Below are 15804 nucleotides of genomic sequence, written 5' to 3'. Positions count from 1 at the left end.
CCGACCGGGCGGTGCTGTCAAGTTTCTTGGTGTGCAGCAGTTTTCGTGCGCAGCAGGCCATCACGCGGAGCGGTGTTCAGGTCGGTGACCAGACCCCACACCTGAAATCGGGTGGATAGTTCGGTGCGGTGATCAGCGGCGGTCATCCTATGACGGGGTGGTCGGAAGTCCGGATAGATGCGGCTGAACGGAGCCAGGAATCGTTGTGCCGAGCCGACAGTGCGGAGCCCTTTCATTGCGCGTTCGCGTTGCCGGGTCGGTTGATGGGAGTTTTCGCACCGGTTATTCAAATACTTGTTTTACCGCCTTACCGTCGACATCGTGGTCCGGTGTGAGACCTGATAACTGGGGAGTTTGTCGGTGATCAGCACCCGCGGCCGACAGCCTTGTTTCTTCAACAGTGTCCGGAAGAATCAGGTCGCTTTACCGTCCCGCTTTCCTTGGATCAGAATGTCGAAGTCATTTCCGTGCTGGTCCACCGCTCGCCACAAGTATTTCTGTGCGGCGCTGACCTTGGTAAAAACCTCGTCGAGATGCCACTTGTCACAAGGACGGGGTGCTCTGTGCCATAGCCGACGGGCCTACTCGGGGGCCGAACCTCGCGCAACAGGTCCGGATCATCTCGTACGTCACTTCGACCCCACGCTCAGTCATGCGTAACGCGATCTCGCGGAACGAAAGCGTGAACCTGTAGTAGAGCCGTACGCAGGGAGAGACAATCTCCCGTGGGAACCGGTAGCTCTTGTTCATCGACACCCGCAGATCATCCCAGATCAGGCATTTCAACAGCCTGACAGTGCCTGCCTAACGGCGATTGCTGGTGCAGGTTCTCCCCACCAATGCTGACAAGCCGGCCATTTCCCCTTTCCACAGGCGCATTCGCGATTTCCGCGGACCGGCTTCAGGTTGCGCCAGTACGTGTGGTTGGTCAGAGTTGCCGCGCCCGTTGTTAAGCCGATGTCGTCGACAATTTCAAGGGCCTGAGACAGAAGCGAAAGACCAACCTGCACAGCAGCGACTGTAGAGTCAGCACACTGATGCGCGATCAGGAAGTCGAGTTCTTCGGACCTGCCATTAATAGATGTGGGGCGACGTGAAAAGCGTCGGCGCATCACTGTCCCAGTGGGGTGAACCATCGGTTGACTTGCGTATGCCATGCGAGAACCGATCGCTGGGTGCGCGCTGTTGGACAGCCAGGTATACCATTTCAGGAACTGAGGTTCCCCAGTTTCTTTTGCCAGCTTGTCTACATATGTTTGTACGTTCGTAGCAGGTCGGAGATTGGTTGATTCGGTTATTCCGCGAGAGCCGAAAGCGGACTGGACCATTACTGGGTGGAGGAGCTCCCTGACTGCTTGTGGTCGATTCGCCTCTGGCAGAGACTTTGATGCTTTCCAATTCTCAGCAAACTGCTTCGATTCGTAGAGGAGGCAACCCACCTCTTCAATTAGAGCGCGCGATGAAACTGCGGAGACGGTGATGTGCCACGTCGCCAGGCTCTTTATCGCCTCCTCGGCAAGATCAGTGAACCGCCACGCATGTAGAAGCCACCATGCAACCATGCCAGTGTGAAGCTCCGGAAAGAACAATGCGTCAAACACTTTGGATTGGTTGAGGTCACGTGGGGCGTCGTCGGTGCACAAGTAGGTGTCCGTTGAATCATCCCGTGCGAACAACCATTTTTCCTCCGGCGCTGATGCGGAGCAAGATATTAGTTTCTCGAACTTTCCGCGCGCGATCGGCTTTAGAAGTATATCTATGGTAGTAGCATTATCGATGAAAGCATCGAGGTCTCGTAATGCTGGACGTACTTCTTCAATCCGATCCACACGCCGTTGCCCAAGTGCTTCGGCCGGGGAGAGAAATCGATCGTTCATGGATGCAGTTTTCCATATCCCGGCTGGTTCGTCGTTACGTTCCGCCGAACCTACCCTTGTACTCCGCCTGAAAGTACGAGATCAACGCGTTTTCAATGATGCTCAACAGCTTGACGGACTCCCGGCGGCCAGCAGTCGACAGGACGACGGAGAGTCGAAAAAGGTTGTCAATCGCGGAGACGCTTTGTTGCCAGGATCCGGTGGTTTGTCTCGCTAACGGTGTTTCGACCGGTTTCCATCAGTATGTTTCCGACCTGGGTCAACGATCGGCGAACGTGATCGCAAACGCGTTCAGAGCAGGCTTCCACCGCATGATCCATCGTGCCTGGCCTTGCCTGTCGGGTCCAGTGAACGAGTCACCAGGTAGAGGCACTTGAGCGCAGCAGCCTCCGTGGGGAAATGCCCGCGTGTTTTCACCGACCTCCGATACCGGGCATTGAGGGACTTAATCGCATTGGTGGAGCACAGCACTCGCCGTATCTCGATGTCGTAGTCGAGGAGCGGAATGAACTCCTGCCAGGCATTCGTCCACAGCCGGATGATCGCCGGATACCTCTCTCCCCAACGCTCAGCGAACTCGTCCAGCACCGCTCGAGCTGTCGTCTCGGTCGGGGCGGAGTAGATCGGTTTGAGATCGTGCTTGAGCCCGTCACCGTACTGACGGCCCGAGAGCCGAAAGATGTTGCGGATCAAATTGATAACGCATGTCTGAACCGTCGTGGCCTGGCTGCATCGTGGACGGCGACGTCTGCCCGTCCGAGTTCGGTGAGAGTCATCACCGCGGGTGCGTCGAGGCTCAGGACGATCGCGATCCGATCCACCTCTGGGTCGAAGCGGTGCAGGTCAACGGTGATGCGGTCCTCGTCGGATGTTCCGGCAATTCGTTTGCCGCCATGCTGTGTGGATCGGTCGCTCGATTCGGCTTGGTTGTAGAACACGAAATCGGAGTCACCGCGCACCTACCCATCGGCGGCGAGCGGAAGCGCAGACAAGTCGGCATCGATCGAAGGGCGTTGCTCCCACGTGCAGCACACCGTGACATCTAGCCGATCGAGTGAAGCGTTCTGCCCTTTGCTCAACTGCACGTGATGAGCTCCCTGTTCGTCCCGGCTGAGCTACATCAAATCAGGGTTGACCTCGGGAACCCCGCCCGGAGGCCATAAAACCCGCCCAGCTCTGTCCAGATCCTTCTACACCACCGAAACTGACAGCAACCCAGTGTGATCGGACGATCACCGAGGGCTGCCGCATTGCCGTTTCACCAGCAGTATCGTCGCAGCTCCAACATCTCGAATCTGCCAGGAACACACCATGAACACACACTGCAGCGGAACGACACCCATCGCGTGCTGGCACCCGGCGGATCAAACATGGAAACTCCCGACTAGATACTCCGGAATCCTCCCCATCGGAGGTCAACAGAACATCCAATTCGTGTGGGATGTCCTGCGCGAACAGTCGATACGCTGGCTGACCCCATGCTGAACGATCCGATCACGCCATAACGCGCAACGGTTGGCGCCCTTCAACGGACGGCACCAACCGGTTGACCACCGCCGGAATGCACTGCGCCGTACTGCTGTACAGGCTTTCAGGGGCCGACTCGAGATTACCTAGAGCTCTATTCGGGAGCATTGAGTGAGCAACCCGAGGAGTGCGCGCAAACCAATCAAGTCGGTCCACCGTCCGCGCCGTGCACGTACTTCCCGGGCGGCACCTCAGAACGTATCACCCAACCTTGGACGGTCGCCAGACACCGGCTAGGTGCACTGGGCCGCGTTTAGTGCGAACATTCTTGATCTCTCGAATCGCCGGAACTGGAACGCGATTGAAGCGCATGATGTGAACAGTGCTGAACCCCAACACCAGCGTTGCGGCTGCACCCTGATCACAGTGGAGGACAGAGATRAGTACATCAGCCCAGGCGGATCGATTCATCAATGCATTCAACGACATCGAATCTCAACTGCGACGAAAGCTCCAGGTTGACGACGCGGTACCGTTTCTCGATCTGGTCGCGAAATACCAACCGAACAGACTGACCAACAATCAAGTGGACGCACTGAAGGCCTTTGCGAGGCTCCGCAACGCAATCCAACACAGCAAATACTACGACGGCAAACCAATCGCCGAACCGGTCCTCGACATCGTCGAACGCATCGAAAAGGTGCGCGAGCAGATCATCCACCCGCCCACTGCATACGCACAATTTCGAGGGCAGCAGCCCACAACCTTTCTGCATACTGCAGCGCTCAGCGACGTGCTCGCGGCAATCAGAAAATTCGACTACTCACAGTTCCCGATCTACGACGACCACGGACAGTACGAAGGGATGCTCACCACTAACTGCATTGCCAGGTGGTTAGCCGATCGACTCACCACCGATGGACTGGTCGAGAGCCAACCAATCAGCGCTGCAATGATATTCGCAGAGAGTCACGAAACCGGGAAGTTCCTGCCGAAAACCACATCAGCTGCGGAAGCTGTCCGCCGCCTGACACCTCGTCAAGACGGGAGCCCTCCGCCGATCGCATTGATCATCACCGAGACTGGAAAGCGAGAGGAGAAGATACTAGCGATTGTTGTTGCCGACGATCTTCCGGTGTTGACCGCAGCTCTGGACGCCGCGTAGGTCGGAGAGGCGTCAAGATGTGGAGACAACTTTTGACATTCCCATCACCATCGACGTGAAGCAGACGAGGTGACGGAGCGTCCGTCGGCAGTTGCCTCCGATACACCGAGCGCCATTTTGTGCGCCGATCCATTGTCTTATTCGTGTGAGCACTGTTGTACAGCACCGACCATGCCCGATGTGGGTTAGCCGCGATTGCCCTCGGTGACGGATCCTGCTCCGGCGTCGAGGATGCAGGCATGATTGTGTTCCGTTCGGTGAGGCAGGTCCTCCGCAGGATTCTCGCGATGGCAACTTCCAGTGGATGTTCTGATATCACTTGCGCATGGGGCGGGGCAGCCTGAGTTGCTGGTGCCCGTAGATCGAGTACCAGACCGAGGTGTCCTGCGTCGACCATGCGACGCACCCACATGTCGTGGCCGTTCTCGTCACTCATCCGCTAATCATCGGTGATCGCGTCAGAAATACCACAACCGACCGCACTCAGAGGCCGTCACTGCGGGTTTGCCACCCTGCTGTAATTGGATCAGCGCTTCCGGTGTGTGGCCGAGGACTGCACAGGGAGACAGGGCAACAGTGGCGCGAAAGTGCGATCGTCGCTATCAGAACAGGCATACGAAGGCGAAGACCGACGTTGTGAAGACAGCGACAGTGCCTGCTGCCGTGTCGGGAAGGGACCTTGCGATCCTGAATGAAGTGATGGTGAAGCATCCTTCTCCGGTCGTGTGCAGCGAGGCCGGACTCGAACCGCTGACAGAGGGAGAGCGGGTCGATCTAATCGCCTCGTTCGATGGTGAAGCCACCATTCGAGCTTTCGCCGCGATACAGTCGCTACTCGATGTCGCGACCTTCACCGACTGGACTAAGAGCCGAGTCGAGAGTGACCTGCTCGCTACCGTGGAGTTTCCTTACCCCGAGGAGCTGATCGAACACATCCTTTCCGGAAACCGTTTGATTCCAGCACAATCGGCGACGCAGCTGCTGTGCGAAACACTCGAATCGGCTGTGGTGCGACCAGAAGCTGCACCCATTTCCACTGGGACGTTGGTGCATCTGATTCTGTCGATCACCACCAGCAACCTGAGAAACGAGTTCAGCGAAGACGGCACGATCGAAGCGGACAGCATCGCGCGCATCGCGGAGATGACAGCCCGACCAAGACCGCCGCCGAAAGCTCCGACATGCTCCGAGAAATTATGGTCGACGAGGTCGTGAATCTTCACAGCAATGCTCCGGTCAAACTCGAGATGTTATTGGTCTCCACTGAGAACATCTGGTTTCGCTCGTGGCCCGGCAGCGTGACCGACCCCCGCCTCGGTACTTCGCCGGCCGAATGCTTCAGTGCCGCCAATGGAATCGAGTTGGTCGACGTTCTGGCCCTCGGACTCGCAATCGCCGATCGTGCATGCGCGGGTCAGCTTGAGTTCTGTCGCGCCGGCCTTGTTGGTGCCGGCGCAACCGACGCCACGGTGACCCTCCTGCTCAAGCACATGGCCTTGTCGGTTCCCGAGTTTCAGCGCAGGCTGGCGCGGGACCGAAGGAAGGGAGACATCGCCGACCAGCGGTACACCCTGACTCGTGTCCCTTCCTTCGCGTCGATGACGATACCGTTGTGCTGCTGCGCTACCAGTGGGGCATCGACCGGTTCTTCGGATCTCACCTGTACTGGCAAAGGTTCTTCTCATTCGGAAAGCCCGAACCTCGTTCGGTCGCAGAGGCGTTCAGTCTCGCGATGAACGACATTTTCGAGGAGGCCACGGCTGATGCACTCAGCGGTATCGTCGCCGCGAGCCGGTCGATGGTGCGGGCTAGGACGCGAACCGGAGATGCAGGGCGCGTGGGCTGCCGATCCCAGCCGCAAGCCCTCAGTATGCGATTTCGCGATACCCGCCGGAGGGGTCTGCTTCGCGCTCGACGTAACCAATCACCACCTCAACGAAAAACTGGCGCAAGGTTTGGCAGGCGTGGATGAGTACGACATTGACGCCAACAAATCGCTAGTCAGAAAGTGCAACCAGATCGCCGCGAGGATTCGTCAGCTCAGCAAGCGTCACGAGTAGGGTGTCGGCCCGTCCACAGTGTTTCTGCCGATCGTGATTGTTCCGGCACATGGTGCGCCAAATCTGAGCACCGTGGAGTGGATCTGGTTGTCCGCGCTCGGCCGATCTTTGCTCTTGTACCACCGCAGGTCGGTGACCCGACCGTACTGAACCTGTCCGACCTGGACCTGCTCGAGGGTATCGCCGAGCATTTACAGCGGAGTGGACGCGACATCTGTGGCGTTCTGGTCGCCTGGCGGCAGGCATCCATGAGAGGGGGATGTCTGGACCGAGTCGACTGCAGGACTACTTGGACAGTGTTGGACTCCAGCGTCCCATCTCGACCCGAAACCTTGAAGCGGGAAGTCGTCTGCGACGGCGCTTGCTGAGGCACTCGAGTCGGTGTTCGGGAGCAGTAAAGAAGGCGAAGCGTGAGATGAGTGAGCGCGACCTGGAACGTTTCAAGCAGGAGTTCGCGGTGATGAAGCGGCTCAATTTCCCTTACGTCGTCTAGGTGTATCAGTACGACGAGACTCGCAACGAGTATCGGATGGAGTTCTGCGACGAAACTCTCCGCGAGTACATCAAGAAGTGGAACAATCGGTTGTCGTTCTCCTCGCGGAAGCGGATCGCGCTGCAGTTCCTGTACGGCATCAACTACATCCACGGCAAGCAGTTGCTCCATCGCGACATCAGCCTTCAGAACGTGCTCGTGAAGGTCTACGAAAGCGGAGCGGTGCTGGTCAAGCTCTCCGACTTCGGGCTGGTCAAGGACAAGACCTCCGAGTTCACACGGACGAAGACCGAGATGCGGGAACCATCCGTGACCCGACGCTTGAGAACTTCAAGGACTACAACGTCCTGAACGAGATGTACCCGGTTGGCCTGGTGCTTTCCTACAGTTTCACAGGTAGGGAGTCGTTGATGTCGAGTACCGACGAGGTGAGTCGGATCGTGAAGAAGTGTGCCTCGCACGACATTCCACAGCGCTATCAGACAGCGCTCGACTCATCGCGGAGTCGAGCGCCTCGAAGTTACTCCAGTGGCCGCGCCGGCTTGATCGTTGAGGGGCGAAGCACTGAGTGGCTGGGGGTCGAGGCAGACCCCGCCCTCGGCGAGTTCGCTGACGTCTGTGACTGTAGCGTCACGCGAGATGCAACCGGCGAGTCTGAGTTTTCAGCGCTTCTCGTGATGCTTCCGGGGCGAGATCGCCTGACTCGACCCGTTTCAGAAAGTTCGATCGAACTGGGACGCAGCTTGACCGTGCGCCCTACGCCAATTTTTCGCCACCAGGCCGATATCAGGAGCATCTCCATTCGGCTCGCATGACCGGCATCTGATGACCCACAGGGTATTTGCGAGCTCGGCGCATCGCGGTGGTGGCGGTCACGACCGGATATTCGGAGATCTACCGAGCGTCGTAAGGAGCGTCGTCCTTGGTTTATCGCGCTGAACCACACAGGTGTTGCTCTGCCGGAGCGAGAGGCGGTCATGCATCGCTCTGTTGTAGCGCTCGTCGACTAGTCGGTTTCGAACTGGCTGGGGGAGACCTTCGATGGCGCGATCGATGGATGGCGGTGTCGGTCCGTTCTTGGTCAGCGCCTTCAGCAGCCGTCTGCCGACATCCCCGCGGTCCGCGAGGACTGGGATGATTCGTTCAATGTCATGTCCGCATGCTGTCGCAATTTGAGTGTCGGTGGCGGTGATTCGTTCCTCGAACAAGAATGTGTCGACAAGGTGGTTAGGCTCAAGTGTGACTACCAGCCCGCGTATTGGTCGGTCACAAGCGATGTGACTTAGTTCGGTCTTCCGGTCACGGATCAAAATTGCAGTGTTGTCGATCTGTCTGCGCGCCGAATTCATCTTTGCCGCGGTATCTGCAAGTCCATCAGGTAGTCCGGCTCGTGCCGTCGCGATGGTGCGAGCTGCCTTTACCTCGATCAGAAGAACAAGTTCTTCGAACTCCACGATGAAGTCGACGGTCTTTTTCTTGTCCTTACCGTCCTTGTACTCGATTTCTGAGTGGACCACTGCGTGTTCGAGCTCCCTGAGCTGTTCGCCGACATGGAGCTCGAATGCGTCGCCGACCGCGCCAGGAAATGTTCCGGCCCCGAAAAGTTCGATTCCGGTGAAGTACATGCCCAACGGCGTCATCTTTTGTTCGAGGAGCATGAAGGAGGGAAGTACGAACTCGGTGCCATACCTGACAAATGGGCGAGCGGTGAGCGGGTTGGGCGACCAGATCTCTTGTCCTTGAAGGCGGTGAGTGATTCCATCCGCTTCGAGGGATGGTATGTCGCTGGACAGGTGAGCGTTGAGTAGCGCGATCGCAGTCTCGACTCCCGTTTCTGCAAATAGAACCGCGTATTTCTCTCGCAGGAGAGGTGCAGTGATGACGCCGTTGTTGCGAGCGGCTGGTATTAGGAGGCTCATAATGACGCGGAGGTAGTCAAGAACGTCCACACCGAGCCGCTCGCGCCACTGGTCCTGGCTCGGCATGTTTCGAACGTCAGGTCGATCGACGAAGAGACTTACGGCGCGTCCGATGTTCTCGATGATTGAGTAGCCAAATGGAAATTGGCTGTGAATGATTCGGGAGGTCATCGCCGCAAGGGCATCGGTATCGACGGGCCCAGACGTTGGAATCTCTGCGTGATCTAGTTCGATATAGGTCGAGCACAGATTCTCGACATCGGAAATGCCAATCATGGCTTGCCTGCGATCATTTCCGTCGATAACGACGCATCCGGCGAGGGCCGTCAGGCTGAATGGAGCTGCGGCCGAGCTTAGGCCGGGGTCCTCAGCGAGCCCAAAGTCTGCTGCACGTTGAGCGGAGCTGATGGCGGCAAGTACGCGAAGTACTTGATCACGGTTGTATCGGCGAAATGATCGTCGAAGATTGTCATATGAAACCTGTGGCACCAAGTGAGTATGCCTGCTGCGGGGTCGGATGCGTTGAATACCGGTAAGCATAGCCCGGTGGGACGTGGCCTAAGCGATTGAGAGAGTCGTTCAACCCAGCTGAACATTTGCCTAACGCCAGTAGATATGTGCTGCGGTGATGAATATCCCGAGGACGTTAGGAGCTTTTTCGGAGTAGTCCGGTTACTCCGGCGAGGAGGATTGCGGTGAAGATCCAGGACAGTGTTCGTAGGGTGGGTAATCCGGTTTTGATTAAAAGGGGTGCTGTTGTGCTGAGCGCCCAGTCGGGTCGGGTGATGCCAATAGCGGCGGGGATGACGCTGGTGAGGGCGTAGGTGAATGAGTCCAGGCACGGGTAGTGGGGGTGTGTGGCGCAGTTGTCGGCGCCAGTGATCGACACCGGTGGTGTCGGCTTGCTGGTGCCTGTTGCGCCGACGGTTGTGGTGCTCGTCGCAGCAGCGGGGTTGGTTGGGATGAAGTGTTCACGGTTCGTTTCCACGAGCACGATACCGCCGATCAGGGCTATGACTAGCCATACTGTGGCGACGAGGGGGTAGTAGCCGTGACCGGCGACGGCGAGGTACGCCCAGCGTTGGATTTTGGTAGGCCAGGGCGCGGTGGCGGTGACTTTGTTCGCGGCGGTCAACCGAAGTCGTCGGGCTTCGGCGGGGTGCCCGTTGCGTTCGTACGCCTCGGCGAGTACATGCCATGGCTGGGGACTGACATCTTTGTTCCTCTCGTTGCCGTTGTTGAGCCAGCGAGTGGCGGCGGCTCGGTCGGTGCGGATGCGGCCGGTGATGTCGCCGATGGTCCATCCCGTCGCAATCACCGGGTATAACGGTTCACCGTTTGCTGGAGTTTGCAGGTGGGCGATTTTCGCTTGTGACAGGTCGATCCAGGTCAGGGAGTCTGTGGGGAGGACGAGGTGTTGGATCGTGGCATCTTGGAAATCGATCGAAAAGTGGACGCCCGATAGTGGTTTCGCGTTTGTGAGTTCAACGAGGCTTTCGAAGCGGGCACCGAGAGCGGTGATCTCACCGGCGGCAGTTGCGAGATCTTGGATGAACACTTCGCCGGTGATGTTCGCGCCGTCGAGTGAGAGGAGGGGCTCCCCGAGGTTGGTGAGGGTGGCGAAATTCAGATTGAGTTGGCCGCCTATGGTGGCACCGAGAGCTCGGATTTCGCCGTCGCTGGTGATGTTGTTGGCGAAGAGGCTGCCGCCGATAGTGGCGCTGTCGAGGAAAAGGGCGTTTCCTCTGATGTTGCTCAGGATGGCGGCGGTCAGGTTAAGAGGGCCGTCGATGGTGACTCCGGAGGCACGGATCTGTCCGGAGGTCTTGATGTTTTCGGCGACGAGGCTGCCCCCGATAGTGGCGCTGTCGAGGGTAAGGGCGTTTCCTCCGACATTGCTGAGGATGGCGCCGGTCAGGTTGAGTTGACCGACTATGCGGGCCCCCGGGGCGCGGATTTCGCCGTCGCTGGTGATGTTGTTGGCGAAGAGGCTGCCGCCGATAGTAGCGCTCTCAAGGATGAGGGAGTGGCCTCCGGCGTTGCTCAGGATGGCGTGGGTTAGGTCGATATAGCCGCCTATGGTGACTCCGACGGCGCGGATTTCACCAATGTTAGTGATGCTATTAGCGACGAGGCTGCCGGTGATCTTCGCCTGATCGAGGATGAGGGATTGGAGGTGTGAGGTCGAGAGATTCAGTTCTCGTAGTTGTGCCCCGCCGAGGTTGAGCTGTTGGTCGATGCGGCATTGGACGAGGTGTAACGGGTAGTCGAATGTGATGTGGGCGAGGTCGACATGACCGATGATGCGAGCTCCGGTAATTTGAATGCCTCTGGGGTCGAATCCGGCGTGGTCGGCGATGAGGGCGGCGCGGAGCGCGCTTGCAGGAATACACCGATCAGCGGGCCATTGATCGGCAGTGGAAGGGTCCTGTTGCACATTCGGTGCCTCGGCCTGTAGCTCCAGGATTGTTCCGCGTTTCGCGGTGTCGATCAGACGGTTCACCCACATCGTATGGTTGTGCTGCTCACTCATCTGCTTATCATCGGTGATCACACCAATTATGGGCGATTGTTCCTGCGAAGCAGGCCATTGGTAGATGCAGCTGAGACGAAGCAACCGGAGACGTCATTCTCGTGGATTGTGCGGGTGGTGTATAGCCGCGGGTCGGGTCCGTAGACGGTGGTGACCATCGTGTGGGACGGCAGTCAGGTGTGGCTGGGTTTACCGAACGACTAGATGACGCGGCCGCCCTTGCGAAGGCGCGGTCAGTTCGGTTCTCGGGCTGTTCGCGTTTCAGCCTGGAGGGCTGGCCCGTCGTCACACTTGCGGTCATCGTAGGAGGGACCTAACTTCTCCTCACAACTCAACCCCGGCTGCCGGCTGCCGGCAGTCCAAGGGAGCAGGAGGCTTTTCGCTGAACTTGGCTGTCCGAAGCACATGCAACACCTTGCGGTGCCGTCATTTCGGGACTACATGTGGAACCTTACAATTAGTCCCAAAGTTGTTCTGGCCGTAGCGATGCGAATCGAGCGTGAGTCCCTTCCCTCGCGCTTGAAGCTCAATCAGGTGACTTATGTGAACAGAGCTATCGCTGCCTTGGAGAGCAACTATCGCCACGAAGTGCGCCCTCGATGAATGCGCGGCGTAGCGCGTAGCGGCAGCCAGTTATTTCTGCGGTCAGTGCCTGCGGATTCCAGATCTTCTGTGTATCGAACCCGGTGGCGATCACGGGGGAGACACCGGGCACGGTCACGTTCCCTGCCATGTCACCCGAGGTGAAGGGCACGTATTGGATGCATTGGAGGAACCTTGGGACTGGAGCCTCCGGAGTGCTGGCAATTTCGTACAGCGACACCGTGAGCGTGTTTACGGGGCCGGGGCTTGTAACTGCATCGATGACTACGGGCTACGAACGTATCGCTGGAACGGGTGTCTTCGTTGTGCCGTGAACGTGCAACGTCCATCACTCGAACCCTGCGAGTTCGTCCGGATGCTCATCGGGTGTTTCATATTGTGTTGCAAGTCTTTTCGACATTTCGGTGCTGGGCGGTTTGTGCCTGTGCGCTTGGATGAGTGTTTGGGGTGTCAGGGTTCGGGGTGGTATTCGATGTCGACGACTTGATCGTCTCTGCCGTAGATCGGGGTGGAGCGCATGCGATGTCCGTTGGTTGCGAGGTTGCGAGGTTGCGAGGTTGCGGATTCGGTCTTCTGTTTCGTGTCGGTCGTGGAAGGTCTCGGGGGTGTGGACGCGATAGATCATGGTTGTTTCTTCTTCCTTTGCGGGCCTGGATCACGTACCCGTTGTCCGGTCTCCCCGCATCCGGTGTCACGAAGTCTGGTGAGTCCGGCACGAGCCTCGTGCGCCGCCGACGACCAGGCGATCACGAATCGTGCGCGTTTCGGTGGCGCGATGCAAAGGCTGGCCAACGCCCGTTGGTCATCGTCTGTCAGCCGTTGGCACTCGTCGATTGCCAGAATCACGTCGCGTTTGAGCGCAGTCGCAACCTCGTCGCACAGGCGTACCAGGAGTTTGACGACGTTGGTATCGCTTCGCGACTGGAGATCTCGGCGTAGATCAGCGGTCGTATCCTGGCGTATGCCTTTGAAGAACGCTGCGAGACCTTCGCCTGCGTGTTCGTCGATTCGCGCTTTCACCAACGCCATGACTTTCCTGGGTCACGGCTTTGGCCAGGCTCTTTCCGACCTCGGCCACCATTTCCTTGTCGGCGGTGTCGAGTCGGTTCTGGATGGTGCGCCACGCCGTCCGATCTGCCATCGAGGTGACCAGGGCTGTGACGAGGCCATCCAGGATGGCGACCTGCAACGCGCCGCTGTCGAACGCACAGGTGACCGGCGGCGGCGCGATGGCCGCCGCACCACGGGAGAGTTCGATCTGGTGATCGGCGAGGATCGATGACTTACCGGTTCCGGAATCACCCGTTACTACTACAACAGGATGTGACATGGACAGAAGATCGGTGAGTTCAGGCCGCATGAGCACAGTATGCGGCTGACCTACGACGCCTTCTATTGCAGGTCACCGCCGCGAGCCGAAGTCTCGTTGCGTCGAAGCGGATCCGGTCTACAGAAAATTTGAGCAAATTTAGAGACTTATGCCTGGCGCCACACTCGATCATTCCACTTGCGCAAACCTCGGACATCGAACTAGTCTGTGGTCAGTAGCTGGAGATGAAATAGTTCTCTGAGCGCTAATTCCGGAACCCACGCCCAGGCGTGGGTTTCCGCGTATCCGGAGGGCAATAATCGTTCCATGTTACTGGCGTACATTGACGAGATCGGCGAGACAGGAGCATTCGTTGCGCGCGATCACGATCGCTTCAACACCAGTCCCGCGTTCGGCTATGCCGGCCTGATCCTTCCGGCCGACAATGCTCGAAAGTTCGGTGAAATCTTCACGCTGAAAAAGCGAGAGGTCTTCAAAACCGAGATCGAGAAGGCAGAGCACCCTGGACGGTGGGAACGTAAGGGCGCGAGTATCTTTCGTCCCGATACTTTCGACAAGTATCGGCAGCAAATCCGAGTGTTCAACTCTTTGGTGGGCAGCGTCCGCAGCCTCGACGGCGCCCTCTTCTACTACGCCGACGAAAAGCCTCTCGGAACCCCGAAACAGACGGCCCTCGACACGGACGCCCGAGAAACAGCTGCGATGCGCGAAGCTCTCAACCGCATCGCCCGGTACGCCGACTACAAAGGCTCGAACGTGATGGTCATGATCGATCAGATCAACGAGAAGACGCGTGCAGCCCGACTGCCGGCCATGTACGAACACATCCTGGGTCGCGCGAGCGGATATCCAGAGATGAAGCGGATCATCGAGCCACCTATGCACATAGACAGTGTCCTGAGCTCGAACATTCAGTTCTCCGACTGGATCGCAGCCTGCGTAACGAGAGCGATCGAATACCAGCTCATCAAGGAATCTCCCTACCAGTGGGTGACAGCGGACAACGCGCTACCGTCGGTCAGGGGTGCATTCACCCACGAGTCGAAAATCCACCTGTGGCAGCGTGACCTCTCCGATCTCAATCACTCGGGCATCTTCCGCAGCGACCGACTGCTGCATCCCGCGCCGGCGGGGCAGTTGGTCGGCGACCATCTTCCGGCCGATCGATTCCGTCGGATGAAGGCCGCAGCTGAGCGAGCACAGACTCAGCAGTAGCGCACGTTCTCGGATGGCACGAGTGCGGCCTGGATGCACCTACCAATAACAAACAACTTCGGGTCCACTTTTCGCGATCGAACGTGTCGATCGAATGATCGGGCCCAAGTGCCTCACCCCCGCTGGTGAATACCAGCCGAGTCGATGATAGTTCCTGGGCTATAAGGTCGATTACGTTCGCGGACAAAGATATTTGAGATCCCGCTCGTGCCAGCGAGTGAAACGAGCTGCATCCTGACGCGACTCCGCGTTTGGAGGACAAGGGCGCGTACCGCGTCGTCTCGGTTCGCGTGAACGATTCCGGTTTCCGCAGCACCTACGCGGTCGAGGTGCAAGGCTGCTGTGGGATTCGAGTTCGCGGACGAGACTTTCACGGCGAGGGTCGATGTTCCGGAGGGTTCGATCAGGCTGTGCGGCGTGCCGTGTGGAAGTTCGTTGAGCGGCGGGTGAATGGAACGCTGAGAACCCTGATGCGATCACTCCGCGTTTGGAGGATGCCGACGCGTCCTCCTTTCCTGTGGTGGTTGGGTGCCGGCGCTTGCCGGGCGGGGTTATGGGGGAGGTGTTTTAGGGTCTGACCTGCGGTGACGACATGTCCGGGTGGTGGGTGATCGTCGAGTTGGTTGGGTGCCGGCTGGGTTCGGGTCGATCCGTTCGACGGTGCCGGCGGCGGGGGAGCTGCTGTTGCTCGGCGATTCGGGTGTGCGGCGGGCTCGGGGAGGTCGATTTCGGGCGCTTTTGAATGTTGTTTTGTTTCAGTACCTTTGGGTGATCGCTTGGTGGGTAATCTGTTTCGGTGGTTGCGCATAGATGTTTTTTGCTGAGGTTCGAATGCTATTGCTGCAGTGTTGATTTCAATGTTTCGATGTTTCTGGTTGTTTTGTGGTTTGTGGTGGGGTCCTGTATGATGGGAATCATGATGACGATGTGCCGGCAGGCGCGAGACGGGGTAGTTTCGAGCGACCACTGCTCCTCCTCAGCCTCGTTTGGCACTTGGGTACCGACTTCTCAGTTCCGATCAAATTGTTTGTTGACAAAGACAATTCAGGAATTTTGAGGAGCGAAGCGACTCGATCGACGGCAGTCTGGCTGGACCCACTGCGAGCCGCGCAGCGGCTCCCTGGCGCAGCGGCTCCCTGGCG

12 protein-coding genes and 2 pseudogenes are annotated in these 15804 nt (G+C 58.3%); 5 read left to right on the top strand and 9 right to left on the bottom strand.

The window, feature by feature from the left end; genetic code table 11:
• Positions 1 to 17 precede the first annotated feature (17 nt).
• From AC1DVN_RS12445 to AC1DVN_RS12425, 5 genes and pseudogenes are all read right to left on the bottom strand, one after another.
• Positions 18 to 750, bottom strand: a pseudogene (locus AC1DVN_RS12445) (IS6 family transposase).
• Between the two features lie 32 nt (positions 751 to 782).
• On the bottom strand, positions 783 to 1877 hold the full coding sequence (locus tag AC1DVN_RS12440) for a hypothetical protein (RefSeq protein ID WP_477993832.1): 1095 nt from the start codon (positions 1875 to 1877) through the stop codon (positions 783 to 785).
• A 259-nt stretch (positions 1878 to 2136) separates the two neighbouring features.
• A pseudogene (locus AC1DVN_RS12435) lies at positions 2137 to 2594 on the bottom strand (transposase); the annotation flags it as partial.
• The gene (locus AC1DVN_RS12430; RefSeq protein ID WP_477993874.1) at positions 2567 to 2815 is read right to left on the bottom strand and encodes a TerD family protein; all 249 of its coding nucleotides are present in this window, start codon (positions 2813 to 2815) and stop codon (positions 2567 to 2569) included. The pseudogene AC1DVN_RS12435 and the gene AC1DVN_RS12430, both read right to left, overlap by 28 nt.
• Before the next feature lie 977 nt (positions 2816 to 3792).
• The gene (locus tag AC1DVN_RS12425) at positions 3793 to 4065 is read right to left on the bottom strand and encodes a hypothetical protein (RefSeq protein ID WP_477993831.1); all 273 of its coding nucleotides are present in this window, start codon (positions 4063 to 4065) and stop codon (positions 3793 to 3795) included.
• Between the two features lie 72 nt (positions 4066 to 4137).
• Between AC1DVN_RS12425 and AC1DVN_RS12420 the strand changes: the two genes are divergently transcribed.
• The 4 genes from AC1DVN_RS12420 to AC1DVN_RS12405 all read left to right on the top strand — a co-directional run bounded on the left by AC1DVN_RS12420 (position 4138) and on the right by AC1DVN_RS12405 (position 7413).
• Positions 4138 to 4509: a hypothetical protein gene (locus AC1DVN_RS12420; protein ID WP_477993830.1), complete on the top strand. Its 372-nt coding sequence runs from the start codon at positions 4138 to 4140 to the stop codon at positions 4507 to 4509.
• A 699-nt stretch (positions 4510 to 5208) separates the two neighbouring features.
• Positions 5209 to 5724 carry a hypothetical protein gene (locus AC1DVN_RS12415; RefSeq protein ID WP_477993829.1) on the top strand — a complete coding sequence of 172 codons (516 nt, stop codon included), beginning with the start codon at positions 5209 to 5211 and terminating at the stop codon, positions 5722 to 5724.
• 611 nt (positions 5725 to 6335) lie between these two features.
• Positions 6336 to 6569: a hypothetical protein gene (locus tag AC1DVN_RS12410; RefSeq protein WP_477993828.1), complete on the top strand. Its 234-nt coding sequence runs from the start codon at positions 6336 to 6338 to the stop codon at positions 6567 to 6569.
• A 493-nt stretch (positions 6570 to 7062) separates the two neighbouring features.
• Entirely contained in the window at positions 7063 to 7413 is a 351-nt protein-coding gene (locus AC1DVN_RS12405) for a protein kinase (RefSeq protein ID WP_477993827.1), read from the top strand.
• A 521-nt stretch (positions 7414 to 7934) separates the two neighbouring features.
• Here AC1DVN_RS12405 and AC1DVN_RS12400 read toward each other — a convergent pair.
• From AC1DVN_RS12400 to AC1DVN_RS12385, 4 genes are all read right to left on the bottom strand, one after another.
• Positions 7935 to 9257 (bottom strand): hypothetical protein, encoded by a 1323-nt coding sequence (locus AC1DVN_RS12400; protein WP_477993826.1) that lies wholly within the window; start codon positions 9255 to 9257, stop codon positions 7935 to 7937.
• Between the two features lie 370 nt (positions 9258 to 9627).
• Positions 9628 to 11514, bottom strand: a complete 1887-nt coding sequence (locus AC1DVN_RS12395; protein WP_477993825.1) for a hypothetical protein — start codon at positions 11512 to 11514, stop codon at positions 9628 to 9630.
• A 553-nt stretch (positions 11515 to 12067) separates the two neighbouring features.
• Entirely contained in the window at positions 12068 to 12247 is a 180-nt protein-coding gene (locus tag AC1DVN_RS12390) for a hypothetical protein (protein ID WP_477993824.1), read from the bottom strand.
• 810 nt (positions 12248 to 13057) lie between these two features.
• The gene (locus AC1DVN_RS12385) at positions 13058 to 13477 is read right to left on the bottom strand and encodes a P-loop NTPase family protein (protein WP_477993823.1); all 420 of its coding nucleotides are present in this window, start codon (positions 13475 to 13477) and stop codon (positions 13058 to 13060) included.
• Positions 13478 to 13753: 276 nt separating this feature from the next.
• On the opposite strand from AC1DVN_RS12385, the gene AC1DVN_RS12380 reads away from it, so the two are divergent.
• Positions 13754 to 14662, top strand: coding sequence for a DUF3800 domain-containing protein (locus AC1DVN_RS12380; RefSeq protein ID WP_452623606.1), 909 nt, complete (start codon positions 13754 to 13756; stop codon positions 14660 to 14662).
• The last annotated feature ends 1142 nt before the right edge of the window (positions 14663 to 15804 follow it).

The sequence above is a fragment of the Rhodococcus sp. P4_E4 genome, from assembly GCF_056401575.1.
Note: the sequence above shows the minus strand (reverse complement) of the source record. Positions and strands in the feature narration are given on the sequence as shown.